This is a genomic window from Candidatus Krumholzibacteriota bacterium (assembly GCA_016931295.1).
In the GTDB taxonomy this organism is placed as follows: Bacteria; Krumholzibacteriota; Krumholzibacteriia; order Krumholzibacteriales; family Krumholzibacteriaceae; genus JAFGEZ01.
This window is the reverse complement of the sequence record JAFGEZ010000001.1, coordinates 112,865-139,297: the sequence shown is the minus strand read 5'-3', so window position 1 is coordinate 139,297 and position 26,433 is coordinate 112,865. Positions and strand designations below refer to the sequence as shown.

Sequence of the window (26,433 nt, the reverse complement as noted above, 5' to 3'; positions counted from 1 at the left end):
GCGGCGTGACGTCTCGCATCCAACAAAGGACCAGGTGACATGTCAGCCAGGAAAGCGATGATCGTGCTTCCAGCGATCGCGACGCTCGTCTATGCGGTCTCCTGCGCAATTCCCGCGCTCGGGATACTCAGGATCGTCACGGGCTTCGCCCTGCTCGCCCTCGTCCCCGGGCTCGCGGTCTACCTGCCGATCAGGCGGCGCGGTTTCGAGGCGGTGGAGACCCTCGCCGTCTCCATGGCGATCTCCCCGATCGTGGTGGCCGTGCCGGTGTCCCTGCTGCTGATCGCCGGCGCGGGCTGGACCCTCTCCATCGCGCTCGTTCTGGCGGCGAGCCTTTTCGCCGTCTGGCTGTTCGCGATGAGGATGGGGGAGGTCGAACCCGGGGGCGACAGGCGCGCGTTCACCATCCTCGTCTCCGTCCTCGTGCTCCTCGCGATCGTCGCGTCGATCCCCCACATCTCGAGCATCTACTACCGCATGAGATCGGACGCGTGGCACCAGGGGGAGATGGTCTACGAGATCCTCGCGCGGGGCCTCCCGCCGATGGAGCCGGCCTTCGAGGGGCAGCTGCCGCAGTACTACTGGCTCTACCAGGCCTACGTCACCATCATGCACAAGGCGACCACGGCCGATCCGTTCACGATGATGTCGCTCGTATCGGCGCAGTTCCTCGTGCTCATGGGGCTCGCCATCTACCTCGTCTCCCGCCTCTTCGTCGACACGCTCGGCCGGAACATGGCCGCCGTGATCTTCACCATCCTCGGCGGCAGCTCCTTCGGCTACCTGCTGTGGCTCCCGCGGTGCCTCATCGGCGACAACAGGGGCTGGGGCGAGATCTCCGGCAGCCTGGCGCAGATACAGAAGGGGGTCATCGGCACGACGAGCTTCATCAACAACGCGGGCGGCGTCGCCTGGATCGTGGCGAAATACATGCACTCCAACCCCATGGTGATCGCGAGCGTGCTCTTCATGCTCCTCGTGTACTTCGTGCTGCGATATGTCGAGGACCGGCGCGGGTCGTGGCTGGCGCTGTCTTTCGTCTCACTGACCGGCGCGCTGCTCTTCCATGCGATCTCCGGCATCGCCTTCATGGTGATCTCGGCCCCCGCCGTGTTCGTGGTCTGGCTCATGAAGCGACGATCGCCCGATTTCGGATCGTTCAGGCCGGTTCTGGCGCTCTACGCCGTCTTCTTCCTCGCGACGATCGTCTCCCTGCCCTACCTCTACCCCATCATCGGGCAGCGGTCCGAGGTGCAGAGCATGCAGCAGGGCGGCGGCATCCTCGCGATGATGGGCAGCCCCGTCCGCCGGGCGGCCGCCATCGGCATGAGCTGCCTCGTCTTCATCCCGCTGGCGATCCCCTCCGTCGCGTCCCTCGCGAGGAAACGCTCGCCGAAGAACCTCTTCTTCCTCGCGATGACCGCCTTCCTGCTCCTCTACACGCTCTTCGGCCCGGGCACCTATCACATGATGCGGAAGTTCTACTTCTACGCGTTCGTGCTCGTGGCGATCATGGGCAGCTGGACGATCCCCGCGGTGATGAAGCGGTTCTGGACGAGTCTTCCGAAAAAGCTGCTGCTCGTCTTCCTGATGGCGATCGTCTACCTGCCGACGCCCGCCGTGCTGATCTACGGCTGGGCGACCGATCCGGCCAATGCCGACTTCGAGCACGAGAACCATCTGATGGCGGAGAAAAACAAGGCCGTCTACCGGTGGGTGCGGGAGCAGACCCCCGTCGACGCCTTCATCGTCGACAACGGGAACCGGACCTACATGCTCGTATTCGGGCAGAGACGGACCTACCAGTACGTCTCGGATTTCCCGCTCGCCTGGCGCCAGGATCCGCGGGAGCGCGAGATGAGGGATCTCGTGCTGGCGGATATCTACTCGCCGGACGATCTCGGGGCCGCGACGCGCGAGCGCCTGCTGGCGGTCGAACAACCGCTCTACATCCTCGTGCGGAAAGAGGATTTCGAGGACGAGTCGCCGATCCTGGACAAGATGGAACGGCAGGAGGGCATCTTCGAGCGCGTCTACGAGGACGGCGAATCGACGGTGTACCGGGTGACCAAGACGGCGACATCGTAGCCGGCGGCGGCCCCGCAGCAGAAACGGCGGCCTCGGGTCGCCGCGTCGCCGCCACCCGTCGCCCGCTCAGGTGAGGCGCTTGATGATGACGGCGGTGGCGTCGTCCAGCCACCGCTCCTCGGCGCCGAGATGCCAGAGGTGCTTGAAGAGCTCCTCGATGATCGTGAGAGCCGGGCGGTCGAGGAGGCCGCGGATGAACTCGACGAGCTCCGCCTTCGTGTACATCTCCCCCGTGCCGTGTATCCGCTCGTAGATCCCGTCGGTGAAGAGGAGCATCACGTCCCCCGGATCGAGGAAGGCGAACCCCCGCTTGAAGCGGGCCTCGGGCAGGGGCCCGAGGATCGTCCCGCCGGCGGTCAGCTCCTTCTCCCCCTCGGGGGTGAAGATGATCGGGGGCGGGTGGCCGGCGTTCACGTAGACGACCGTCCCGTTGCGGTCGAGCTCGCCGTAGACGAGCGAGACGAAGCGCGTGGAGAGCCGGCTCTGGTGGATGACGCGGTTCAGCTTCTCGATGACGGCGGCGATCCGCATCTCGTTCTCCGTCCCCATCCGCAGCCCCGTGACGACGTCGCGCGCGAGCAGGGCCGCCGGCAGCCCGTGCCCGCTCGCATCGCCGATCGCGAAGCCGATCACGTCGGGGGCGACGTCGATGAAGTCGTAGAGGTCCCCGCCCACGCGGTCGGCCATCACGAACCGCCCCGCGATGTCGAACCCCTCGAACTCCGGGTCCTCGCGCGGCAGGAGGCTGCGCTGGATGTGCGTGGCCTCGTCGAGATCGGCGCCCATCCGGCTCGTCGACCGGCTGAAGTTGAGCGTGGAGCGGATCGTGTTGAGCGAGAACTCGAGCGTTTCGCGCACCCAGCCGTCGAGCAGGCGGAAGGCCATGAGGTAGCGATCCTCGCCGACGAGCACGGCGACGCTGTCGTTGCCCCACGGGGGCTCGATCGAGTCGACGAAGATGTAGTTGTGATGCCGGAGCATCAGCTTGACGGCCGGATCGCTGCGGGGGATGCGCTCGGGCCAGTTGCCGCCGTTGCCCACCGGCCCGTGGGCGAGCAGGTAGAACCCTCGCTCGAGCCGGTAGAGGGCGCCCGAGCCGAGACGGAGCTCGGGGCCGATCGCGCCGATCAACTCGTCGAGGACGCGCCCGAGCACGTTGCGGGCGCCGCGCTCCCGCTCGATCTCGCCGAGCAGTGCGTCCATCTTCCGGTAAAATGCCTTCGGTTCGAGGCGCGGTTCCACCATGTCTCTTCGTCCCTTTCTTTGCGCGGGGGCCGCGGTATCGTCAGGCGCCAACATACCATCCCGGCGGGCGGCGCGCAAGGCAAACGCGAGGCCCGGCCGGGGCCACCGGGGCCGGGATGAGACTTTACCGGCGAGCGAAACGCCCCTATATTGGAATCATGCCGCGTTGAATCCGCTTGCGGCCCGCTCCGCCGAGACGGTACCATCCGGTGTGCCGAACGAAAGGACAGACACCATGATGAACAGACGCGACTTCCTGCGGACCGTTGCCGGCGGCGCCGCCGCGGGCGCCTTCCTTCCCCTCGACGGCTTCGCCTCGCCCCTCTTCCCCGAGGCGGCAGCCGCGCCCTTCGCCGTCGTCACCGGACCCGACCCGGCCGCGCTCGTCAGGCGGGCCGTCGAGCTCGTCGGCGGGATGGATTCCTTCGTGTCGTCGGGCGACGTCGTCTTCGTCAAGCCGAACATCTCGTGGGACCGCCCCCCCGCCCAGGGGGCGACGACCAACCCCCTCGTCGTCGAGACGGTCGTCCGGCTCGCACTCGAGGCGGGAGCGAAGCGGGTCGTCGTGGCCGACAACACCTGCAACGACGCCCGGCGCTGCTACGCGCACAGCGGCATCAAGGAGGCGGCCGAGGCCGCCGGCGCCAAGACGCCCTTCATGGAGGCGCGCAAGTTCGTGAAGACGCAGATCGGCGGCAAGGCCGTCCGCGAGTGGGAGGTCTACCGCGACGCGCTCGACGCCGACCGGATCATCAACGTGCCCGTCGCCAAGCACCACGGCCTCTCCGGCGTGACCCTCTCGATGAAGAACCTCATGGGGCTCGTCGGCGGGGCCCGGAACCGCATGCACCAGAAGCTCGACACGAGCATCGTCGATCTCTGCGCCTTCTTCCGGCCGACGCTCACGATCCTCGACGCGGTGCGCATCCTCACCGCGCACGGCCCGCAGGGGGGCACGCTGAAGGACGCGCGCACGCTCGACACCGTGGCGGCGTGCATCGATCCGGTCAAGATCGACGCCTGGGGCACGACGATCCTCGCCGAGGCCCACGACGGCCGCGCCCCGGAGGAGTTCGCCTTCATCCGGGAGGCCGAGGAACGGGGGCTCGGCACGAGCGATTTCCGCGGCGGCGAATTCCACGAGGAGACGCTCGCCGGCTAGGAGACACCGACGATGAAGAACGCCAGGCGCCTGTCGCAGATACTCTTTCTCGCGCTCTTCCTCTTCCTCTTCATCCAGACGGAGTACAAGGGGAGCAACGAGCTGGGCCTGCCCGTACGGTTCTTCCTCGATTTCGACCCGCTCATCGCCCTGAGCGTCCTCCTCGCCACGCACGCCGCCAGGGCGCTCTTCCTTTTCTCGATCGTGACGGTCGTCGTCTCCGTCCTCTTCGGCCGGGTCTTCTGCGGCTGGGTCTGCCCGCTCGGCACGCTCAACACGTTCGCCGGCTGGTTCAAGATGCGCTCGATGAAACCGGGCGAGGACGACACCGTCTTCCGCCGCTGGCGCCCGGTGAAATACTACGTGCTCTTCTTCCTGCTCGTCGCGGCCGCCTTCGGCTGGAACGCCGCGGGGTTCGTCGATCCGATCTCGATGACGATCCGCTCGCTCGCCGTCGGCTGGAATCCCGCCGTGAACAAGATCGTCCGGTCCTTCTTCGAGTTCACCTACGCCGCCGATCTCCCCTGGGTCTCGCCGGGGCTCGACGCCGTCTACTCGGCGATGATCGGCACCGCGCTCGCCTTCGAGCAGCCCGTCTTCCGGCAGTCGATCCTGATCGGGCTCCTCTTCGCCGGCGTCATCGGGCTGAACGCGCTCGCGCCGCGCTTCTGGTGCCGCTACCTCTGCCCGCTCGGCGCCCTGCTCGGCCTCCTCGGCTGGAAGCAGGCCCTCGCGCGCGTCGACGTGGACGGCGGGAAATGCGTCTCCTGTCGTCGATGCAACCTCTCCTGCCAGGGGGATGCGACCCCCTTCCCCGCCGGCCGCTGGGCGAGCCGCGAATGCCTCGCCTGCTGGAACTGCGCCGACGTCTGCCCGGTGCAGGCGGTCTCGATCCACCCGACGACCCGCGCGACGGGGGACGGCAACGTCGATCTCACCCGGCGCTGGCTCCTCGCCTCCGGCCTCGGCGCGCTCGTGGCCGTGCCGGCGATGAGCGTCGGCGCGCACCGCACGCGCCCGAACCCCGAGCTGATCCGCCCGCCGGGCGCGCTGCCCGAGCAGGCGTTCGTGCGGACCTGCGTCAAGTGCGGCGAATGCATGAAGGTCTGTCTCACGAACGGCCTGCAGCCCACCCTCGGCCAGGCCGGCCTCGAGGGGCTCTGGACGCCCCTTCTCGTGCCCCGGCTCGGCTACTGCGAGTACAACTGCAACCTCTGCTCCCAGGTCTGCCCGACCGGGGCGATCCGCGCGATCGACCTCAAGGAGAAGCACCGCATCAGGATCGGCCTCGCCACGATCGACCGCGACCGGTGCATCCCCTGGGCTCTCGGCGTGAACTGCATCGTCTGCGAGGAGCACTGCCCCGTCCCGGGCAAGGCGATCCGTTTCGAGGAGGAGGAGCGGGAGAACCGCCGCGGCGAGACCTTCACGCTGAAACGGCCCGTGGTGAATCCGCGTCTCTGCGTCGGCTGCGGGATCTGCGAGAACAAGTGCCCGGTCGTCGATCTTCCCGCCATCCGCGTCTCGTCGATCAACGAGACGCGCTCCGAGGAGAACCGGCTCGTCCTCTGATCTGCCGGCATGACCGTCCCGAGGCAGTGGCCGCCGCCGCGACGGGGTGGCAGCCGCGCCGGGCGTATCGCTGTCAGGTTCCTTCCGGCCCGTCAACGCCGTTGACGAGGGCGAGAAGGTGCGCCTCCACCGATTCGGCGAGGGCGTCGAGGTCGTAGCCCCCCTCGAGCACCGAAACGATCCGGCCGCCGCAGTGGCGGTCCGCCGTCTCGCGGAGCCGGCGCGTGAGCCAGCCGAAGATCGCGCTCGAGACGCTTGCCGAGGCGAGGGGATCGTCGCGGTGGGCGTCGAATCCAGCCGAGATGAGGATGAACTCGGGATCGAAGATCTCGAGGGCGGGAAGGACGCGCCCGTCGAAGACCTCGCGGTAGGCCGTGTCGTCCGCCCCGGCGCCCATCGGCACGTTCAGCGTGAACCCCGCCCCCTGCCCCGTCCCGCGCATGCTCGCGCTGCCCGTCCCCGGAAAATGCCGGTACTGGTGCAGGCTCGCGTAGAAGACGCGGCGGTCCTCGGCGAACTGGCGCTCCGTCCCGTTGCCGTGGTGGACGTCCCAGTCGACGATCGCCACACGCGAGAGGCCCCCCTCGGCGAGGAGCCACTCGGCCGCGACGGCGACGTTGTTGAAGATGCAGAAGCCCATCGCGCGGTCCCGCTCGGCGTGGTGTCCGGGCGGACGCACCGGACAGAAGGCCGAGGCGATCTCTCCCGCGAGGACCATCCGCGACGCATGGACGACGGCGCCGGCGGCGAAGAGGGCCGCGGGGGGCGTCGCGGGGGTGGCCACGGTGTCGCCCCAGTCGAGGACGACGGCGTCGCGCACATCGAGCGAGAGGATCCCGTCGATGTACTCGCGGTCGTGCACGCGCTCGAGCCAGGCGATCTCGGCGGGGATCGCCTCGATGAAACGCAACCGACCCGGTTCGGGGAACCGTTCGAGGCGGTCGATAAGGGCCCGGTACCGTTCGGGGCGCTCGGGGTGGTTGTAGCCGTCGAGGTGTTTTTCGAAGAGCTCGTGCACGAAGATGCCCGTCATCGGTCCTCCCCCGCGCGCCCCGTCATCGGCACGAAGCGCACGTCGATCAGTTTCCGGCGTGTCGTCCCGTCGCCGCGCCGGCGAACGAGGACGAGCTCCTGCAATCCCGCGCCCACCGGCGCGACGAGCCGCCCGCCGTCGGCGAGCTGCGCGGCGAGGGCCGGCGGCAGCTCGGGCGGCGCCGCCGTGACGACGATGGCGTCGTACGGCGCGTGTTCCGGCCATCCGTTCGATCCGTCCCCGACGCGGTAAAAGACGTTGCCGTACCCGAGATCTCCGAGGAGTCGCCGCGCGCGCGCGGCGAGCTCCGTTACCGTCTCCACCGTGTAGACCTCGGCGGCGATCTCGGCGAGGACCGCCGTCTGGTAGCCGCTCCCCGTGCCGATCTCGAGCACGCGGTCGCCGGGCCCGAGGGCGAGCGCCTCGGTCATGTAGGCGACGATGTAGGGCTGGGAGATCGTCTGCCCGCAGCCGATCGGCAGCGGGCCGTCGGCGAAGGCGAGCGAGGCGTTCCGGGCGGGGACGAACCGCTCGCGCGGCACCGCGCGCATCGCCTCGAGCACGCGCGGATCGCGGACGCCGCGTGCGGCGATCTGCTCGCGCGTCATCCGCTCGCGCTCACGCCGTCCCTCGTCCTTCACGGCTCGAGCGCCTCCTTCACGAGCCGCGCCCCCTCGTCGAGGGCCGCCTCGAGCAGGGCGGGATCGCCGCCGCCGCCCTGGGCGAGATCCGCGCCGCCCCCGCCCTTCGCTCCCATGACCGCCGCCGCGGCGCGGAGGATCGCGCCCATCTCCAGCGGCAGCCCCGGCGTGCAGGCGAAGACGAGCGCCGGGCGCTCGCCGGCGAGGCCGAGGAGAACGACGCGCCTGTCCCCCTCGCGGATCGTCGAGGCGGTCTCCCGCAGCTCGCCCGCCTCGATTTCCTCGAGCGTCCGGCGAACGACGCCGACACCGCCCGCCTCGAAGGAGGGTTCGGCGAGATCGCGGGCGCGGGCGGCGGCTGCCTCGCGGCCGGCGGCCTCGAGACGCTTTCGCATCTCGCGGTTCTCCCCGGTGAGCCGCTCGACGAGACGCCCCGTCTCGCGCCAGTCGGTGGTGAAGAGGCGCGCCATGCCGGCCAGCGTCTCGTGCTTCTCCGCGTAGTCGCGGAATGCCCGGCGGCCGCAGACGAAGTGGACACGCGTCGTCTCGCGCACCCGTTCCGTGCCGAGTATCTTCACCGGGCCGAGTTCGCCCGTCCGCTCGCAGTGTGTGCCGCAGCAGGTCGAGAGGTCGACGCCCTCGATCTCGACGATCCGCACCTCGGCGACGCCCTCCGGCAGGCGCGAGCGCATCCCGTCGTCTTGCCGGTCCCGGGCGTGCGCCTCGTACGCCGCGCGGTCGACCGTCCGCCCGACGATCGGCAGATCGCGCCAGACGAGCTCGTTCGCCTCGGCCTCCACCGCATCGACGGCCGCCGGTTCGAGCGCGGGCGCCTCGACGTCGATCGTCGAGACCTCCTCGCCGAGGTGGAACCCCACCGTGGCCGCCCCGAGACGCTTGAGGATGACGCGCGAGAGGAGATGCTGGCCGGAGTGCTGCTGCATGTGGTCGAAGCGCCGGGGCCAGTCGACGTGACCCTCCACCCCATCCCCCTCCTGCAGGGGACCGTCGAGCAGGTGGCGGACGTCGCCGGCCTCGTCCTCGGTCACATCGAGCACGGTCCGGCCGCCGAGGGTGCCCCGGTCGGCCGGCTGGCCGCCCGATTCCGGATAGAAGAACGTGCGATCGAGCCAGACCGCCGCCGTCCCGCCGTCGAGCGGCTCCACGCGTTCGACGACGGCCGTGAAGGCCGTCTTCCTCGGTTCGGAGACGTATCCCCGTTCGAGATCGTTCATCGAGACGCACCTCCCGGCCATGGATCACGGGTCATCGGTAGAACAGGTACCCCGCCAGCGCGGCGACGGCGATCGTGTAGATCGGATGGATGCGCAGGTAGAAGACGAGGGCGAATGCCGCCAGCGCGATGAGGAACGTGTCCCACGTCATGACCGAGCGGGGCGCGAGGTGGGCCACGGTCACCATCAGCAGCGCGATGACGACCGGCCGGACGCCGCGGACGATCCCCTGGACGGAGGCGAGGTTCCGGTACCGGTAATACACGATCGTGAAGATGACGATGAGGATCGTCGAGGGCAGGAGCATCGCCCCGAGGGCGGTCGCCGCGCCCGCCGCGCCGCCCGTCCTGAGGCCGATGCAGATGGCCATCTTCGTGGCGAGCGGCCCGGGGAGCGTGTTCGCCATCGCGATGACATCGATGAACTCCTCGGGGGTCATCCAGCCGTAGGTGTGGACGGCCTCCCGCTCGATGAGCGGGATCATGGCGGGGCCGCCGCCGTACCCGAAGAGCCCCACCCGGAGAAACGCGAGGAAGATCGACCAGTAGATACCCATCGGCGCCGTTCGCTGCTCGGGTGATCGGATGTCGCGACTCGGACCGGTGGAATGGTAACGGAACGGGCCGGTGCCGGCAATCGATTATTTCCCGTCGCCGGGGCCGCGGCGGGTGTCGCCGGGGCCGCGGCGGGCGCCGGTTGCGCCGCCGGGCGGGCGGTAAAACAAATTGACCGCTCCACCGGGGCGGATTACCCTAGTGCCTGCACCGACAGACGATGGGAACGCCATGAACAACCTTTTCATATACTTGGCGATGTGCCTCGCCCTCGCGCCATCCGCGCCCGGAGAAGACGCGGCCCGCCCGGTGCGGAGCCGGTACGACGGCCTGCCCGTCCTCAGCGTCTCGATCTTCGGTTACGACCGGCTCGACCGAGGCATCGTGCTGCGGGCATCCGGGCTCAGGATCGGCGAGCCCTGGTCCCGCGCGCTGGCCGATTCGGCGCGGGCGGGGATCGAGCGCCTCGCCGCCGTCGAGAGCGTCAGCATCCGACGGATCCACAACCGCGGCGAGAAGGGCGTCCGGCTCATCGTGCGGATCACCGAGGGCTCGACGCGATCGATCGAGCCGGTGGCGCGACGGAACGCGGCGAACCGGGTCGGGTTCGGGCTCGGCGCCGTCGAGAAGAGTTTCCGCGGGCGGAACGAGCACCTCGCCGCCTGGTTCACCCTGCGCGGCGCGACGACCATCGCCGCCTCGTGGCACGCGCCATCGCTCGCCGCCGCGCCCCGTATCGGCCTCGGCCTCCAGGCGGGCTGGAGCGGGTACGACTATCCCTTCCCGGACGCCGGGTCGCTCCTCGTCGACGAGAGGATCGACCGGTTCGAGGCCGCCCTCTCCTGCCGCCTGCGCTTTCCCGGGGGATGCAGCGTCGTCGTCGCACCGGGCCTCGACCTCATCGACGTCGCCGAGCCGATGGTCGCCGGCGACTGGCTCGCCGGCGCTCCCGACCAGCCCGCCGGCCTCTTCACCACGCTCGAGACCGCCGTGGAGCTCGATCGGCTCGGCCGGCGGTTCTACCCGCGGCGGGGGCTCTTTTTCTCGATCGGCAGGCGCGACTGGGGGATCCTGCAGCCGGACGCGGCGATGAAGAACTTCCTGTGGAAGGGGCGGGGAGCACTCTTCCTCCCCCTCGGCCGCGCGATCGCCGCGATCGTCGTCGAGGGCGGCTTTGCCCACGGGCGCGTACCCCTGCTCCTCCGCCGGCACATCGGCGGCGAGAACACCCTGCGCGGACACGAGTTCGGCGCCTTCGCGGGCGAGCGGTCCATCGTCCAGCGCACCGAGCTGCGCGTCCCGCTCAACTTCTCCGAGCTCGCCGACATCGGCAACCCGATGGTCCTCGTCGATCTGCACGTCTTCTGGGACGCGGGCGCGGCCTGGAACCGGCCCGAGGCCTTCGACACGGACCTCATCCACAGCGGGTTCGGGTGCGGGATGCACTTCATCCCGCGCGCGGGGCTGCTCGCGACGGTCGGATACGCCTGGCGCCTGGACACCTCCGGCGACTGGTATCTCGACCTCTCGACGGGATTCTGATTCCACGGAAGGAGGCCGTCATGCGCGGCATGCGGACCTGGTGCGCGATCCTTCCCCTCTTCGGTTCGATCGCCTTCCTGCACTCGATCCCCTCCTGCATCTACGAGCCGACGACGCCGCGGGGGTACGCGACGGCGTGGACGTGGACCGAGCAGGCATCGGGCACATCGGATTTCCTCCACGACGTGTGGGGCTCGGCCGGCGACGACGTCCTGGCCGTCGGCGACAACGGGACGATCCTGCGGTATGACGGCGAAAGCTGGCATCGCGAGGGAGACTTCGGCATCGAGCGGATCCGCGGGATCTGGGGATCGTCGGCCACCGACGTCTGGGCCGTCGGCGACTCGATCCGCCACCGGGACGGGGGCAGGTGGACGACCGTGCCGGCGCCCCCCGGGCCCTTCCTGCTCCACGAGGTCTGGGGCCGGAGCGCCGGCGACGTCTTCGCCGTGGGGGCCGATGGCGTCATCCTGCATTTCGACGGCGATTCATGGCAGCGGATGCCGAGCGGCACGGGTCACGATCTCTACGCGGTCGGCGGCCTGGCCGACGGCCCCGTCTACGTCGGCGGCGACCGGGGCATCCTCCTCGCCCTCGACGGCGCGACCTGGCGCATCCTCCTCTACGACGCGATCGGCCGGTCGGACATCGACTTCACCGGTATGGCGGCCGTCCCCGGCGTGGGCGTCTTTCTCGCCGGGGGTCCGAGGATCTACCGGTGGGACGGGGAGCGTCTCGAGACATCCCTGGTCGCGGAGGACACGTGGTTCCGCGATATCGCCGCCCGTCCGGGCCGCATCCTCTACGCCGCCGGCGAGGGCGGGGATTACATCCGCCGTTCCGCGCTCGGCTGGATGAGCCAGTGGATGCCGATGAGGCCGTCCGGGCGCCACAAGATCTTCGCCGTCTGGGGAAGCGCGGAGGGGGATCTCTTCGCCGTCGGCTCCTACGGCTCGATACTCTTCGCCCGCGACCAGACGACCACGAGGACGCTCGCGGCGAGATCGACGAGCACCATCGCCAGCGTGACGAGGTGGCCGTAGCGCGAATAGGGCGGACGCCGCGACGGCGTCCAGACCGCCGCGCGCAGGATGCCCTTCTCGCCGAGACCGAGGCTCATCGTCACGCGCCCGGTTGGATCGATCACCATCGACACGCCCGTGTTCGCCGCGCGCAGCACCATCACCCGGTTCTCGATCGCCCGCAGGATCGCCGTCTCGGCGTGCTGCATGGGACCCCGCGCGCTCCCGAACCAGCCGTCGTTGGTGATGTTGACGAGGAAATCGGCCCCGTCTCGCACGTACTCCCGCGCGAACGAGGAAAAGGTCGACTCGAAGCAGATCATCACGCCGAAACGCCCCGCCGCCGACTGGAAGAGGGTGGCCTCCTTGCCGGGGAGGAAATTCGCCTGCCCGAAGTCGAGGCTCCCGAGAAAGGGAAGGTACTGGCTCCACGGTATGCGCTCGCCGAAGGGGAGCAGGTTGACCTTGTCGTACTGGGCGACGAGCTGGCCGTCGCGGTCGAAGAGGCCGGCCGAGTTGCGCGAGCGCCACTCGTCCCCCTCCCGCGACCGCGTGACGAAGCCGATCAGCATGTCGGTGCCGGCCCCGCGGGCGGCGATCCGGAGACGGCGCATGAGCCGGGGCGCGTGCGATATGGCGGCCGGGGCGGCGGTCTCTGGAAAGAGGACGAGATCGACGCCCAGGGCGCCCCCGCTCCGGGCGAGGCGGTCGATGTCGTCGAAGATCGAATCGCGGAAGGCCGGTTGCCACTTGATCGCCAGGTCGAGGTTCGGCTGGACGACCGCCACCGCGCGTTCGGCGGACGCGTTCGCGAGCCGCTCGCGGTCGAGCCGGGAGATCTCGCCGGCGCCCCACCACGCGTGTCCCGCGACGAGGAGCACGAGCGCCGCCCCGGCGAGGAGCCGGCGAGGCGCCGAGCCACCGAAGAAGACGAGGGCGAAGAGCAGGTTGGCGAGGACGATCAGCATCGAGAGCCCGAAGGGCCCGTAGAGGGCGAGCCCCTGCACGGCGACGGGGAAGGCGGCCATCGCGCTCGAGAGCATGCCCCACGAGAACCCGAGCTCGCCCCGCGAGCGGATGAGCTCGAGGATCGCCCACACCGCGGGGGCGGCGGCGAGGGCGCCGCGCCCGAAGCGGCGCACCGACCAGCCCATCGCCGCTCCGAAGAGCGCCGTGTAGAGGGCGAGGTAGAGACACAGCAGCAGCACGGCGGGGGCCATCAGCCACGGGATCCGCGCGCTCGAGGCGGGGATCAGGTTGGCGATCCAGTAGAGGAGCGACAAAAAGAAGGCGAGACCGAAGACGAATCCCGTCACGGCGGCCTGCCGGACCGGCCGGTTTCGCCCGTCGAGCGTGAAGAGGAGAAAGTAGCGGAAGAGCGGCGCGAGGGCGACGAGCGCGAGGTACCGCGCCGGCCACGGGGGAAAGGCGAAGGAGAGAAGCAGCCCGCCGGCGACGCCGGCGAGGATCTCGTCCTTCCATCTCATCACGATCGATTCCCGGATCATCACGTCTCTCCTTCCGCGTGAGGCCGCAGTATACGCGAGCCCGCCCGCCCCGGCAAGCGGCATTCGCCGCCGCCGGTCACTCGGGGATCATCCGGTACCGCTTCATCTTCTTGAGGAGTCCCTGGCGCGTGATGCCGAGGGCGGAGGCCGTCCTCGTCCGGTTCCCCTCCATGCGGTCGAGGGTCTCGCGGATCATCCGCAGCTCGAGGCACTTCACGGCCGACGGAAGCGTGTTGCCCGGCTTCTCCGCCGCGATCGAGCTCCCGCTCCCGTCCCTGACGCGCGGCGAGAGCATCTCGGGCAGCAGGACGCCCGCGTCGGGGTGGAGGGCGCAGGCGCGATCGATCTCGTGCCGGAGCTCCCGCACGTTCCCCGGCCAGGGATAGGCCGCGAGCGCCGCGAACGCGTCGGCGGCGAGCCGGATGGCGCCGGTTGGCCGGCATTGCCGGAGAAAATGCTCCGCCAGCGGCCGGATGTCCTCGATGCGCTCGCGCAGGGGCGGCACGCGGATCTCGGCCCCGCGGACGCGGAAGTAGAGGTCCTCGCGGAACCGTCCCTTCGCGACGAGGGCGGCGAGATCGCGGTTGGTGGCGAAGACGAACCGCACGTCGATCCTGCGCCGCGCGCTCTCCCCGATGCGGCGGACCTCCCGCTCCTGGATGACGCGCAGGAGCGCCGCCTGCTGGCGCAGCGGGAGCTCGCCGATCTCGTCGAGGAAGAAGGTGCCCCCGTCGGCGCTCTCGATGAGCCCGGCGCGGTCGTGGGAGGCCCCCGTGAAGGCGCCCCGCCGATGTCCGAAGAGCTCGCTCTGCAGAAGCGTCTCGGGCAGCTCCATGCAGTTGACGATCACGAGGGGGCGGCAGCGCCGGGGGCCGAGGCGGTGGACGTTCCGGGCGACGATCTCCTTGCCCGTCCCGCTCTCCCCCTCGACGAGGACGGTGATCGCCGCGCCGGCCACGCGCCTGACGAGGCGGCGCACCTCGAGGACGGCGGGCGAGCGCCCGACCATCGGCGGATCGAACGGCATGTGGGCGTCGACGGGTTTTTCCATGGGCCGGCGCTCCCGGTTGCGGACGGAGGGTGACACCCCTGTCAGTGGCAATTGTCGTTCCGCCGCCGCCCCGGGCGATCCAACGATCGCCCCGCCAGACGGTTACGCGCCTGAATACGCGGCACGCGGCGCGGCGGCGCCGTCGGGATCCCGACACCACGAATTCCTTGACTGAATAACGGCAACGGGATACTATGCGTTCGCCTGAAATCCGCGTCGAACATTCGACACCGCAGATACATCCAGAGGGAAGGAGGGCTCGATGGCCGACAATTCGTTCAAACCCTACGTGCCCGCCGAGGCCCGGATGAGGGAGTTCACGGTGAAGGCCATCGTGGTCGGCGCCGTTCTTTCCGTCATCCTGGGTGCGGCGAACGCGTACCTGGGGCTCGTCGCCGGCATGACCGTGGCGGCGACCTTTCCGGCCGCTGTCATGGCAATGGCGGTCCTGCGGGGCATGAAGGGAACGATCCTCGAGGAGAACACCTGCCGTACCACGGCCGCGGTGGGAGAAGCGCTCGTCGCCGGGGCGATCTTCACGATCCCGGCGTTCCTGATCGCGAAGAACCCGACGACGGGTGAACCGATCTGGGACACGGTCCACTACTGGGAATCCACCCTGCTCATGCTGGTCGGCGGCATCCTCGGCGTCCTGTTCGTCATCTTCCTGCGCCGGGTGCTGATCGAGGACGCCACGCTGCCCTTCCCCGAGAGCGTCGCCTGCGCCGAGATCGTCAAGGCCGGGCAGGGAAACGCGACCGGCGCCAAGTACGTCTTCGGCACGATCGGCCTCTCCGCGATTCTCGAGCTGGTCAGGAACGACTTCGGTCTGCAGCTCGTCCAGGGATTCGTCAAGCATTTCTGGGCCCTGCCGGTCGTGAAGAACTTCCAGCTTTTGACGAGCTCGCTCGTCCCGATCGGGCGGCCCACAAACCCGACGGGCGGCATCTTCGTCGAGAGCCCCGACGCCTCCCCGGCGATGATGGGAGTCGGCTACATCATCGGCCCGAAGCTCGCGGCGATCGTCTTCGCCGGCGGCGTCTTCGGCCACATGATGATGGTGCCGCTCTTCATCTTCATCAACGGCACCTTCGGCAGTCCGGGCGTCGATTGGCTCGAGACCTCGGGCGCCGTCTGGAACTCGCAGGTCCGTCCCCTCGCGGTCGGCGCGATGCTCGTCGGCGCGTTCTACACGCTCTTCAAGATGCGCAAGTCCCTCGGCGCGGGGATCGCCAGGGCCTTCAAGGATCTCAAGCAGATCGGCAAGAGCACGGGCGAGGGCGAGACGAGCCGGATCGAGAAGGACATCCCCTACTCCTTCACGATCATCGCGATCATCGCGATCGTCATCCCGATCGCCTTCCTCTACTACCACTTCAGCCAGAACCTCGTCGGCGCGATCGTTTCGGCGCTCGTCATGACCGTCGCAGGGTTCCTCTTCGCCGCCGTGGCCGGCTTCCTCGTCGGCACGATCGGGTCGAGCAACAACCCGATCTCGGGACTCACCCTCTCCACGCTGATCGTCGCGGCCATCCTGATGGTCGCCGTGGGCGTCAAGGGAGCGTTCGGGATCGCGGCGGTTCTCGGCGTGGCGGCGGTGGTATGCTGCTCGAGCGGCGTGGCGGGAGACATCATCCAGGATCTGAAGGCCGGGCACATCCTCGGCGGCACACCGCGGGCAATGGAGCTCGGCTGCATGATCGGCGTCGTCGCGGCTGCGTTCGTGATGGCCCTCGTGCTGCAGCTCCTGCACACCGGCTACGCCGAGATGGGCGGCATCGGCGGCGAGCTGCTGCCGGCGCCCCAGGCCGGTCTCATGGCGATGCTCAGCCAGGGCATCATCACCGGCCAGATGGCATGGCCCCTCGTGATCATGGGCGCGCTCTTCTCGATCGCGCTGATCCTCATCGGCGCCCCTTCGCCGATGCTGATCGCCGTCGGGATGTACCTGCCCTTCCACACGACCTTCGCCATCTTCATCGGCGGGATCATCAAGTGGATCACCGACATGGTCATAGCGAAGCGGAAGCTCGACAAGGAGAAGGCCGAGAATACCGGCATCCTCCTGGCCTCGGGCCTGATCGCCGGCCAGGCGCTCATGGGCATCATCATCGCCGCGACCGTCGTCATCGGCGGCGGCAAGGCGATGCTCCCCAAGATCATCGACGGCGGCAATCCGTGGCTCGCGCTGGTCATCTTCGCCATCATCGGCTACACCCTCATCCGCATCCCGATCCGGAGCGGCGAGAGCAGGGAGTCGTAACGACACCATCTGCCACCCCGGGCCGGCCCCGCCGGCCCGGGGTTTTTCATTCGCCTATGTTCAAAAGAAGGAAACAGAAGACCGAAGTCAACCTCCTCGATCTCATCCCGCGCCGGACGGCGCGGTCGGAGACCGGCGACGACGGGATCGTGACGATCCTCAAACCGAAGGTCACCAACAGGCTGATGAAGAAAGTCGTCGAGCCGCGGCTCAAGAGTCGGTTCATGAAGATCAGGCTCGACGAGCTCGGCAGCGCCGTCTGGGCGATGTGCGACGGCAAGCGCCCCGTGCGCGAGATGGTCGAGCTCCTTCGCGAGCGCTTCAGCGACTCGATCGAGCCCTGCTGCGAGCGCCTCGGCCTCTTCATGTCGATGCTCGAGGGAGAGGGATTCGTCTGCTACGAGAATTACGAGGAATGTCGCCGGGTCATGGACGAGTGACGCCCGGTCCCGGCCCGAGCACGCCGTAGGCCCTCACAGACAGGGCGCGGCGGCCGGCGTCGGGTTCCGCGAACGTTCCCCACACCCACACCTTCATCCCCGCGTGCGCCCGCAGCGCCCCGGCGAGCGCCCCGGCGAGCAGCAGGTCCTCGCCGGCGGCGGCGGATTGGACGAGCACGCGGTCGCCCTCGACGACGACGACGCCCACGCTCGGGGGAATACCCTCGATCGGCAGGAGCTCGTAGTTCTCGACCGCGAACGCATGCGCGCCGGCGGCGGTGACGGCCCGTCCAACGACCCGCACGCCGAGACCGTCGAGAAGGAACAGCTCCGCCTCGAGATCGGTGGCGACGAGCGCCCGGCGGCCTCCGCCGTGCGCGTCGAGAACGATCCGTCTCTCGAAGGGCCGGTCGCCATCGACGGAAAGGACCCCCTCGACCGTCTCCCGCGCCGGACGCGCGGCGGGCGGGGCGCCGGCGCAGGCGGCGAAAAGAAGGACGGCCAGCGCGGCCAGGCTACTCGAGACGGACGAGGACCGCATTCGTTTTTCCCTCGGCTGCGCCGGAGATGGAAAGGGTATATCCCGAACCGGCGCCGAGATGCATGAGGATGAACTCGGGGGCCATCGACCGGACGTCCCCCTGGATCGACGTCGCCGTGAAATCCGTCTCCCGCACGCGCAGATCCCCGAAATCGCCCGGCAGGTCGATCGAGACATAGTTGAATCGCGGATCGTCCGTGATGCCGAGACCGCTCAGGTAGCAGGCCGCGCTCCAGTCGGCGAAGAGCTCGAGGAAATTTTCTCCAGTCGTTTCCTCGACGTTCGCCGTTCCGCTCAGGCGCGACTGGACGAGCGACCGGAAGATCTCCTGGCCGTGGAGGTCGCCGAGCAGGCGCAGGAAGAGGTAGGCCGCGCCGCGCTCGTCGAGCGCGTCGCCGCCGTGGATCAGCGTTGTGTTGCCCGGGTCGGCGAGGAAGATGTTTGCCCGGAGAACGTTCGACCGGTCGTAACCGTTCAGGTCCTCGGCGATGTGCGAGAGGCCCTCCTCGAGCCAGAGCTCCTCGAGATAGGTGCCCATGTAGCCGTGGCCGTAGATGAGCACGCGGTAGTTGAAGACGATCATGTGGTTGAACTCGTGCGCGAGGACCCCCTCGATCACATCGAGTGCGTACTCCTTCGAGTACTCGTTGCCGTACCGGTTCTCCGGGTCGGGGACGATCGTGTAGAAGATCTCCATGCCGTTCGTGCATCCGGCCGGCATGTACTGTGGGATCAGGTCGCCCGGCATGAAGAAGCCGGCGATGAATCCCTCCGAGGTGGCGGCGCCCGCCGGCGTCATCCGGTTGACGACCGGCGAGAGGAGGATGGCGACCTTGCCGTCGCCGTTGATGTCCGACTCCTCGCCGAGCAGGTTCCGGTCGATCCCGTAGATGCTCCCGTCGAACGCGAGACCGAGCGCCTCGGCCTCGGCGTCCGAAATGGCCGCCGCGTAGGTCTCGGAATCGACGTAGAGGAGCGTGTGCGCCCCCTCGTACTTGAGGTCGGCCGTCACGTCGGTGAAGTTCGACGGATCGGTGAGGTAGCCGTCGGGATTCTCGAGGACGCGGAAGGTCGCCGTCTGCGGGGCGGGGCCGGGTCCGGCGATCGCCGAGAATCGGGGGGCCGGCGCTTCGGGAGCCACGACGCCGTCGAGGATACGCTTCGTCTCCTCACGCAGGCGCCGGTCGAGCAGCGATGGACGCGGCCCCTCGGCGCCCAGAACGCGGCGCTCCTCCTCGCCGAGTTGCGCGAAGAGGCGCGAACCGTCACCTGCCGGATCCCGCTCCGCGACCGCCCCGCCCTCCCCGGCGTCGACCGGGTACGTGCCGGCCTCGATCCTGTACAAATAGGTGTAGCTCCGGAAGGGAGGCACGGCGCTGTTGAAGAGAACGAGCAGGTAATCCTCCGGGCTTTCCCCCGTCGCCAGCGTGATGTCGTGCTCGGCGTCGCCGAACGGTATCTTCGCGACGTCTCCGGCGAGCATCACAACCTCGACGGGCAGCACGTTCGACGGATGCGGCGCGGGAACGACGTTCACCACTCCGATTCCCCGCCGCCAGTCGCCGTCCTCGACGCGGACGCCACCGCTGAAGACGCCGTCGGGAACGAGGCATCGCAGCTCGGTCGTCGAGCCCGAGAAGGGCACGGCGTACCGCACGGCCGTGGCATCGTCGAATCCGCACGCCGAGAAGGCGACACGCGTCTCGCGCCAATCCTCGCCGAAATCGACGCCCGCGAGAACGACCGTGTCGCCGACCGAGACGACGCCGGGCGAGACCGAGTCGAGCCGCGGCTCGTCGAGAACGCCGTTTCCATCGTTTCCGTCGCACGAGACGACAGCGGCCGCGAGCGCCGCGGCGATCGTCAACAGCACTGCTCTTCTCATCCGTGTTCTCCCCTGTGGTTCCGTCACCGTCGCGGCGCCCGTCAAGGGCGACCCCGATCCACTGTAGGAGACCGCCCCGTGGTCCTCAAGCGGAATCTCCCCTTCATGCATAAGATACGTCGCCGGAAGACCGGGGACAAACGCGAGGCATGCATCTTGCAGTATTTTGTTCGAACAGCCTGTACGGCATACGGTTACATTCCGGCCCAGGGAGAATCGCGGCACGATGACTCTCGAATTGCATCTCACCGGCGGTGAACGCGACGACACCGACGCCATCGCGGACTTCTGCGAAGAGGCCGGCTGGCGCGTCAACCGGTACGCGTCGGTCGGCGATCTGCTCGCCGACGGAGCCGGCGGCGAGGCATCCCTGCTCCTCGTCTCCATCGCCGAGGGGTGGAACGAACCGTATCGCGCCAGCGTCGTCGAGCTGCTCTCGAACTGGCACGAGGCGCATCCGGGCATGCAGCTCGTCCTGTTCCTCCCGCGCTCTATCGAGGAGGCGGACCGGCTCGCCATCGACATCGGCGCCCGCCATACGCTCATCAGGCCGTGGCGGCCCGCCGATCTCTCCCGCATCCTGTCGCAGGTGGCAGCGGGCGTCGGCGAGCGGCGACGACGCGAAGCCATCCGCCGCCGGAACGAGGAGTCGCGGGGATTCGAGGGGATCATCGGGGAGAGCCGGGCGATCTCGCGCGTGCTCGACCTCGCGCGCCGGGTGGCGGGCAGCGAGTACACCTCGGTGATGATCACGGGCGAGAGCGGCACCGGCAAGGGGGCCATCGCGAGGGCGATCCACGAGTCGAGCCCGCGCGCCGGGGGCCCCTTCATCGAGGTCAACTGCGCGGCCATCCCGACCTCACTGCTCGAAAGCGAATTCTTCGGGCACGAGCAGGGCGCCTTCACGGACGCGAAGGACCGTAAGATCGGCCTCTTCGAATGCGCGAACGGCGGGACGATCTTCCTCGACGAGGTTGGCGAGATCGAGTACGGGCTGCAGGCGAAGCTCCTCAAGTTCCTCGACACGCGGACGATCCGCCGTGTCAGCGGCACCACCTTCCTCCCCGTCGACGTCCGGGTCCTCGCGGCGACGAACCGCGATCTCCGGGAGGACGTCGCCGGGGGCCGTTTCCGCGCCGACCTCTTCTACCGGCTGAACGTCGTCGAGATCGCGATGCCGCCCCTGCGCGACCGCCGGGAGGACATCCGCCCGATCGCCGAGGACTACACGCAGCGCATCGCCTCCCGCCTCCGCGGGAAGAAGGCGGTCCTCACCCCCGAGGCGAACGATCTCCTCGAGAAGTACCGATGGCCGGGAAACGTCCGCGAACTGATCAACGTCATCGAGCGGGCCGTGCTGCTTTCGGCCGACGGGTCGATCACGCCGGCGGATTTGCCGATCGAGGCGGAAGAATCGGAAACCGGCATCCGCGTCGAGGAACGACAGGGAAGGATACGGATCGATCTGCCACCCGGCGGCACCTCCCTCGAGGAGATCGAGCGCGCCGCCATCCTGGCGGCGATCGAGCGGACGGGGGGCAATATCACCCGCGCGGCCGGGCTGCTACGGGTATCACGGGGAACCCTGAGATACAAGATGAAGAAGTACGACATCGACGGCGCGGGGATTAAGAAAAAAATCAAAACCGGCGAATATGAGCCGGTCCTCTCCAACTAGATTCCATAAAACACGTTACAATCTCGCCAACCCCCACCCGGCAATCGTGGACCGGTAGATTTCCGTATTTTTCCCAATCGCCCCTCCCGCCCCGCCGCGCCGGCGAGGCGAATCGGAACACGGGATCCCGGCGGCGGCCCGGCGGCCGGACGAACGGTGCCCGACACCGCAACGTATTGAGCCGCAGCTTGTTTCGTCATCGTCGCCGATGCGTCCTTTCGTGTTCTCCTGGGCCGTTTACCCCCCCGCGAAGGCCTCATTCTGGCGTCGCGCCCCCGCCGTGGTACCCCCCTTGCCTTGTTACCCAGGCGAGAACGAAACGGATTCCAGGTCCCGAGGAGGTTGGATAGAATGACTGGACGAACCAAAGCCCGATCGATCCTCACCACCATCACCTTCCTCAGTGTACTGGCTGTCATGGGCTGCGGGAACTACTCTCCTGTCTCCCCCTCGCAGGAAATCGCTACCTCGCCCGGTATCGAGACTCCCGAGTTCGCCCAGCTTCTATCCGCCTCCGCGGGAACCGACCGACCGTTCGTGTCCTCGATGGTCTCGCGGATCGTCTCGGCGGCCGAGGGCGGCACGGTGACCAACGGCTACTACACCGTGCACTTCCCTCCCGGCGCCCTCATGGAGGACACCGAGATCACCATCGAGATGCCTTCCTTCCCCTCGGCCGTCGTCCGGCTCGGTCCCCACGGGATCCAGTTCGAGAAGGACGTCACCCTCTCCCTCGATACCGCACGGATCAGTGACGACGCCGAGGCCTACCGTGTCCTCTGGTACAACGAGAGCACGGGGTGCTGGAACGACATCGGCGGCTACATGGACGACGGCTACGTGAAGGCCGACCTGCAGCACTTCAGTGACTACGGCAGTGATCCAAAAAAGATTGGCCCGTAAAGATATTGCCTCGGAGACCTCCTCTCCACCCTCTCCCCTCCCCCCGGGGGAGAGGGTTTTTTTGTTTGCCCGGCGGGAGCGGCCCCCTACAATGGTCGGCATGGAGCACGTCAACAGACTGCCACAGCGGTATACGATCATTGACATCGTCGGCGAGGGAGGAAACGGCGTCGTCTATCGCGTCCACGACGCCGACCGCGACGCCATCGGCGCGCTCAAGGTGCTGACGCACGTATCTCCCGGCGAGGCGGCCCGTCTCGTCGACGAGTTCCGCACACTCTCCTCGCTCGGCCACGAGCACCTCGTCTCGGTCTTCGATCTCGACCGCACCGGCGACGGCATCCCCTTCTTCACGATGGAGTACATCGAGGGGCTGCCCCTCGACAGTTTCCTCGGCAGCACGGAGAACCCCGCCGCCGTCCCGACGGTCCTCCACCAGGCGCTCCAGGCCCTCGCGTATCTCCACGGCCGCCGCATCCTCCACGGCGACATCAAGCCGGAGAACATCATGATCGTCCGGCGGGACGGATCGATCGACGTCAAGCTCCTCGATTTCGGCCTGGTCAGGCGCCCGGACGAGACCGGCCGCGCCGTGAGCGGCACGAAGCGCTTTCTCGCGCCGGAGATACTGCGGGGCGAGCCCTACACGGCGGCGACCGACATCTACGCCCTCGGCATGACCCTGTACGAATGCATCGCCGGACGGACCGCGCCGATCGCGACAGCCGTCGACGACGAGTGGATCCGGGTTGCCGAGGAGGAGATGAACGGGGCCCTCGCGCGAACGGGCACGCCGCGCCACTCGGCCATCGCGCGGTTCCTCTCGCGCCTCCCGCATCCCGACCCCGCCGTCAGGACCGGCGACTGCGGGGAGCTCGCCGATCGCCTCGCCCTTCTCACCGGCATGGTCGACCCGGCGGCCAACCCGGTTCCCGAGGGGCTCTTCGTCGATCGCGAGGAGATCGTCGACCGGATCGAGCGGGAGTTCCTCGCGGAGGGCGCCGCGAAGAGCCTCCTCGCCCTCCTCGGTCCGGCGGGCGTCGGGCGGAAGAGCATCATGCGCGAGACCCTCCGGCGGGCGCAGCTCGCCGGATACGCCACGATCTCCTTTCTCGAGACGCTCGGCGCCCCCCTCACGATATCGGTGTTCGTCGACCGTCTCTCCCGCGCACTCGATCCCGCCGCGGCCGGCGCCCTCGCCGCCGAGCTCGACCAGGCGGGCGCCGAGGCGGCCGACCGGCGCACGGGCGCGGCCGGCGGCGCACTCTTCTACGACATCGTCGCCCGTGCCGTCGACGGGCTGGCGCGACGGCGGCCCCTCGTCGTCGCCCTGCCGGATATCGATTGCGCGCAGGGCGACGTCGCCCCCTTTCTCGCGCACCTCGCCGGCGAACTGTCCTTTCTCGGCTCCCCCGCCAGGCTCCTCGTGTCGGCCGGCGGCAACGCCCCGTCGGCGGACACGCCGCTCGCCCGGGTTCTCTCGTCGGACAGAGCGCTCCGGATCGAGGTCGCACCCTTCGGCCGGCGGGAAACGCAGCTGTATCTCGATGCCCTCTTTCTCGGCGATCTCTTTTCGGAGCGCGGCATCGACCGCCTCGTGAGCATATCGGCGGGGCTTCCCGCCGCGCTCCGCGGGGCGCTTCTCCGGTGCGTCAGGGAGAGGATACTCGTCCACGAGGAGGGCTCGTGGCGTCTCGACCAGGAACGGTTCATCGCGGCGAAGATCCGCACGGGGATCGGCGAAGGCGTCGACGTCGACTCCCTCGACGACGGGGCGGCCGCCCTCCTCGCCGCCATCCACCTCTGGCAGGCGCCAATCCCCCTCGAGATCCTCGACATCGCCGCACGGGCGCTCGGCGTGCCGGTGACCGCGGCCCTGCAGGAGTTGACGGGCCGCGGCGCGGTGGCCACCGGCGAGGAGGGAACGGTCGCCCTTGCGCATGCGATCGATCCGGCCGCGATCGAAGGGCGGGTGCCCGAGGCCCGGCGCATGGAAATCGCACGGACGCTGCTCCGGATCGCCGGGAATAACACCCGGGAGACTCCGCCCCGAACGAGGCTATCTCTCGCGCTGCAGGCGGGGAACGCCGACGAGGCGATCGCGGCCGGTATCGAGCACGCCGATCGCCTGCGCGCCAACAATGACCTCTTCGAAGCGGCTGCGGTCCTCGAGGAAATCCTGCCCATCGCCGAAAAAAGCGTCGATCGGGACCGCATTCTCGGGATCCGTCACCGTCTTGCGGGGATCAATATCCTTCTCGGGCGTTCCGACGAGGCGCTGGCGCATCTCGGGATCGTCGCCGACATCGCGCCCGATAGCGCCGATCGCTTTCTCGCCCTTCTCGACGCCGGAAAGATACTCACCATCTACAAGGGAAACGCGAAAGACGGGAAACGCCGTTACGAGCAAGCGCTCGATACGGCCCGCAGCCTGAAGGATCGCGGCAAGACGGCCAAGGCGCTCCTCTACCTCGCCGACCATCCCGACACCGACACGATGGCATACCTCGATGAGGCCCTGGTGATATCGGAGGGCGGGGACATCGATACGCGGGCCGAGATCGTCGGCCGCGCAATCTATCATTCCCGCCTCCTGGGACAGCCAGAGGGGATCGCCGATCTCCTGACGGAAGCACACTCCCTCGTCGAGCGCGTTGAGGACACAGTCAGACTCAAACTAAGCGACCAATTAGCAAATTATTATTTTTACCAAGGCGACTATAACAAAACGATCGAGATCACAGAGCGTGATCTTGCTTTTACGAAAGAATCGAACCGATGGTTAAAACATATTGATTATCTAAGAACCCTGGGTGGTTGTTATTATGTTAAGGGGCTATACACAAAAATGATCGAATTATTAAAAGAAGGAGTGTTCCTCGGCAGTCGTTTCAACGATAGCCGATCGATCCTCATCAACACATCGAACATCCTCCTCGCGTATATCAAGACGGCGCAGTACGGAGAAGCGATCGAACAGGCCGCGCGAATCGCCGGACACGAGGATTACACGAGCTTTTCCCGGCAGGCGCCGCACATCACGCAGAAGATCGCCCACCTCTACCTGCTTCTCGGAACATCACACAAGGAGAGATTCGAGAGCGCCCTCGCCGAATCCACGGTGAATGCCGAGGCGGCGGGCAATAACATCACCCTCGGCCATGCGCGCCTGCTCGAGGGACGCAGCGCGATCCAGCAACTCCTGTTCGAGGAGGCCCTCGCTCCGTTCGACGAGGCTCTGGCGCTGTTCGAGAAGACCGACGACCGCGACGACATCGTCGAGGCGCTCTCCTGGCGCGCGCTGGCCCTGGCGGAGCTCGGCCGCCGCGACGAGGCGGTCGCGGCGACATCGCGGGCCGACGAGATCTACGGAAAGATCCACTGCGATTACCAATTGCCTCTTCTTGGGCTCGCGCGCGGAACCGCGGCCGCGGAAGGAAAAGAAGCCCTCGGGATACTCGCGGCGGCCCTTCATGCCAGCGAAGGGATGCAGACGGCCGAGATCACGTGGATGATCCAGAGGGAGATCGCGAGGCGCCATGTGGCCGCGAACGACATCTTCCACGCGCTGCGGTTCTTCAAGGATGCGGTGGAAACGCTCAAGCGGATCACCGAGACGATCGACGACGAGGAAACGCGCTTCTCCTGCCTCACCGTCCCGTTGAGGAGGCGCGTCTTCGACGAGATCAAGGATCTGAAGCGGTCGATCGGGTGAGAGGCGGGAGCGGGCTTGCGTTCCCATGCTCTGCGCGCGGCGTGCGGCTCCGCGCCGGTCCCTATTCCCGTCCCCTTCCCGATTCCCTGAAAAGCAGGACCGCGCCGATGAACGAGCAGACGAGGATCGTCGCCGGCTCGTTGCTCTCACCGACATGCCGCGCGAACATGAGCGACGACGGCAACAGGAGCAAAACCAGCGCCGTTGCGCCGAACCGCCCGAGATCGGTCTTCCAGAACGTCCTCGCGACAACCTGCAACAGGAGGATAACGGCCGCCGTCGCGACGACGGCGACAATCTCTCCGGTCATGGTCGTTCCCCTCCTTCACGCGGCGGCCAGACGCCGCGCACGGAT

The 26,433-nt window shown here is 68.2% G+C and carries 20 protein-coding genes; 10 read left to right on the top strand and 10 right to left on the bottom strand.

Annotation, left to right across the window (positions count from 1 at the left end; translation table 11 throughout):
• Positions 1–39: 39 nt before the first annotated feature.
• A complete protein-coding gene (locus tag JW876_00540) occupies positions 40–2,088 on the top strand; it encodes a hypothetical protein (GenBank protein ID MBN1883991.1) in 2,049 nt (682 codons plus the stop codon).
• Between the two features lie 66 nt (positions 2,089–2,154).
• Here JW876_00540 and JW876_00535 read toward each other — a convergent pair whose 3' ends face one another.
• Complete coding sequence (locus tag JW876_00535) at positions 2,155–3,333, bottom strand: PP2C family protein-serine/threonine phosphatase (GenBank protein MBN1883990.1); 1,179 nt, start codon at positions 3,331–3,333, stop codon at positions 2,155–2,157.
• 238 nt (positions 3,334–3,571) lie between these two features.
• On the opposite strand from JW876_00535, the gene JW876_00530 reads away from it, so the two are divergent.
• Entirely contained in the window at positions 3,572–4,495 is a 924-nt protein-coding gene (locus JW876_00530) for a DUF362 domain-containing protein (protein ID MBN1883989.1), read from the top strand.
• A 12-nt stretch (positions 4,496–4,507) separates the two neighbouring features.
• On the top strand, positions 4,508–6,067 hold the full coding sequence (locus JW876_00525; protein MBN1883988.1) for a 4Fe-4S binding protein: 1,560 nt from the start codon (positions 4,508–4,510) through the stop codon (positions 6,065–6,067).
• A 73-nt stretch (positions 6,068–6,140) separates the two neighbouring features.
• Here JW876_00525 and JW876_00520 read toward each other — a convergent pair whose 3' ends face one another.
• Genes JW876_00520 through JW876_00505 form a run of 4 tightly spaced genes read right to left on the bottom strand, consistent with a single transcriptional unit; the run spans position 6,141 to position 9,532 of the window.
• Positions 6,141–7,100, bottom strand: a complete 960-nt coding sequence (locus JW876_00520) for a histone deacetylase (GenBank protein MBN1883987.1) — start codon at positions 7,098–7,100, stop codon at positions 6,141–6,143.
• Positions 7,097–7,708, bottom strand: a complete 612-nt coding sequence (locus tag JW876_00515; protein ID MBN1883986.1) for a protein-L-isoaspartate(D-aspartate) O-methyltransferase — start codon at positions 7,706–7,708, stop codon at positions 7,097–7,099. The genes JW876_00520 and JW876_00515 overlap by 4 nt, the downstream gene beginning before the upstream one ends.
• 29 nt (positions 7,709–7,737) lie before the next feature.
• Entirely contained in the window at positions 7,738–8,976 is a 1,239-nt protein-coding gene (locus tag JW876_00510) for a hypothetical protein (protein MBN1883985.1), read from the bottom strand.
• Positions 8,977–9,007: 31 nt separating this feature from the next.
• The gene (locus JW876_00505) at positions 9,008–9,532 is read right to left on the bottom strand and encodes a chromate transporter (protein ID MBN1883984.1); all 525 of its coding nucleotides are present in this window, start codon (positions 9,530–9,532) and stop codon (positions 9,008–9,010) included.
• Between the two features lie 229 nt (positions 9,533–9,761).
• Between JW876_00505 and JW876_00500 the strand changes: the two genes are divergently transcribed.
• Positions 9,762–11,072 carry a BamA/TamA family outer membrane protein gene (locus tag JW876_00500; protein ID MBN1883983.1) on the top strand — a complete coding sequence of 437 codons (1,311 nt, stop codon included), beginning with the start codon at positions 9,762–9,764 and terminating at the stop codon, positions 11,070–11,072.
• A gap of 20 nt (positions 11,073–11,092) precedes the next feature.
• Entirely contained in the window at positions 11,093–12,115 is a 1,023-nt protein-coding gene (locus JW876_00495) for a hypothetical protein (GenBank protein ID MBN1883982.1), read from the top strand.
• Here the strand turns inward: JW876_00495 and lnt are convergent.
• The gene (gene lnt / locus JW876_00490) at positions 12,019–13,605 is read right to left on the bottom strand and encodes an apolipoprotein N-acyltransferase (GenBank protein MBN1883981.1); all 1,587 of its coding nucleotides are present in this window, start codon (positions 13,603–13,605) and stop codon (positions 12,019–12,021) included. The genes JW876_00495 and lnt overlap by 97 nt on opposite strands.
• A 73-nt stretch (positions 13,606–13,678) precedes the next feature.
• The gene (locus JW876_00485; protein MBN1883980.1) at positions 13,679–14,653 is read right to left on the bottom strand and encodes a sigma-54-dependent Fis family transcriptional regulator; all 975 of its coding nucleotides are present in this window, start codon (positions 14,651–14,653) and stop codon (positions 13,679–13,681) included.
• A gap of 262 nt (positions 14,654–14,915) precedes the next feature.
• Between JW876_00485 and JW876_00480 the strand changes: the two genes are divergently transcribed.
• Together JW876_00480 and JW876_00475 are read left to right on the top strand one after the other, a co-directional pair.
• The gene (locus JW876_00480) at positions 14,916–16,916 is read left to right on the top strand and encodes an oligopeptide transporter, OPT family (protein ID MBN1883979.1); all 2,001 of its coding nucleotides are present in this window, start codon (positions 14,916–14,918) and stop codon (positions 16,914–16,916) included.
• A gap of 56 nt (positions 16,917–16,972) precedes the next feature.
• Positions 16,973–17,356 carry a PqqD family protein gene (locus JW876_00475; protein ID MBN1883978.1) on the top strand — a complete coding sequence of 128 codons (384 nt, stop codon included), beginning with the start codon at positions 16,973–16,975 and terminating at the stop codon, positions 17,354–17,356.
• Here JW876_00475 and JW876_00470 read toward each other — a convergent pair.
• Both JW876_00470 and JW876_00465 read right to left on the bottom strand, forming a co-directional pair.
• Complete coding sequence (locus JW876_00470; GenBank protein MBN1883977.1) at positions 17,343–17,897, bottom strand: hypothetical protein; 555 nt, start codon at positions 17,895–17,897, stop codon at positions 17,343–17,345. The genes JW876_00475 and JW876_00470 overlap by 14 nt on opposite strands.
• On the bottom strand, positions 17,872–19,782 hold the full coding sequence (locus tag JW876_00465; protein ID MBN1883976.1) for an IPT/TIG domain-containing protein: 1,911 nt from the start codon (positions 19,780–19,782) through the stop codon (positions 17,872–17,874). The genes JW876_00470 and JW876_00465 overlap by 26 nt, the downstream gene beginning before the upstream one ends.
• A gap of 226 nt (positions 19,783–20,008) precedes the next feature.
• On the opposite strand from JW876_00465, the gene JW876_00460 reads away from it, so the two are divergent.
• The 3 genes from JW876_00460 to JW876_00450 all read left to right on the top strand — a co-directional run bounded on the left by JW876_00460 (position 20,009) and on the right by JW876_00450 (position 26,078).
• Entirely contained in the window at positions 20,009–21,460 is a 1,452-nt protein-coding gene (locus JW876_00460; GenBank protein MBN1883975.1) for a sigma-54-dependent Fis family transcriptional regulator, read from the top strand.
• Positions 21,461–21,811: 351 nt separating this feature from the next.
• Complete coding sequence (locus tag JW876_00455) at positions 21,812–22,363, top strand: hypothetical protein (GenBank protein ID MBN1883974.1); 552 nt, start codon at positions 21,812–21,814, stop codon at positions 22,361–22,363.
• A gap of 100 nt (positions 22,364–22,463) precedes the next feature.
• On the top strand, positions 22,464–26,078 hold the full coding sequence (locus JW876_00450; GenBank protein ID MBN1883973.1) for a protein kinase: 3,615 nt from the start codon (positions 22,464–22,466) through the stop codon (positions 26,076–26,078).
• A gap of 61 nt (positions 26,079–26,139) precedes the next feature.
• Here the strand turns inward: JW876_00450 and JW876_00445 are convergent, their stop codons facing one another.
• Entirely contained in the window at positions 26,140–26,388 is a 249-nt protein-coding gene (locus JW876_00445; protein ID MBN1883972.1) for a hypothetical protein, read from the bottom strand.
• Positions 26,389–26,433 lie beyond the last annotated feature (45 nt).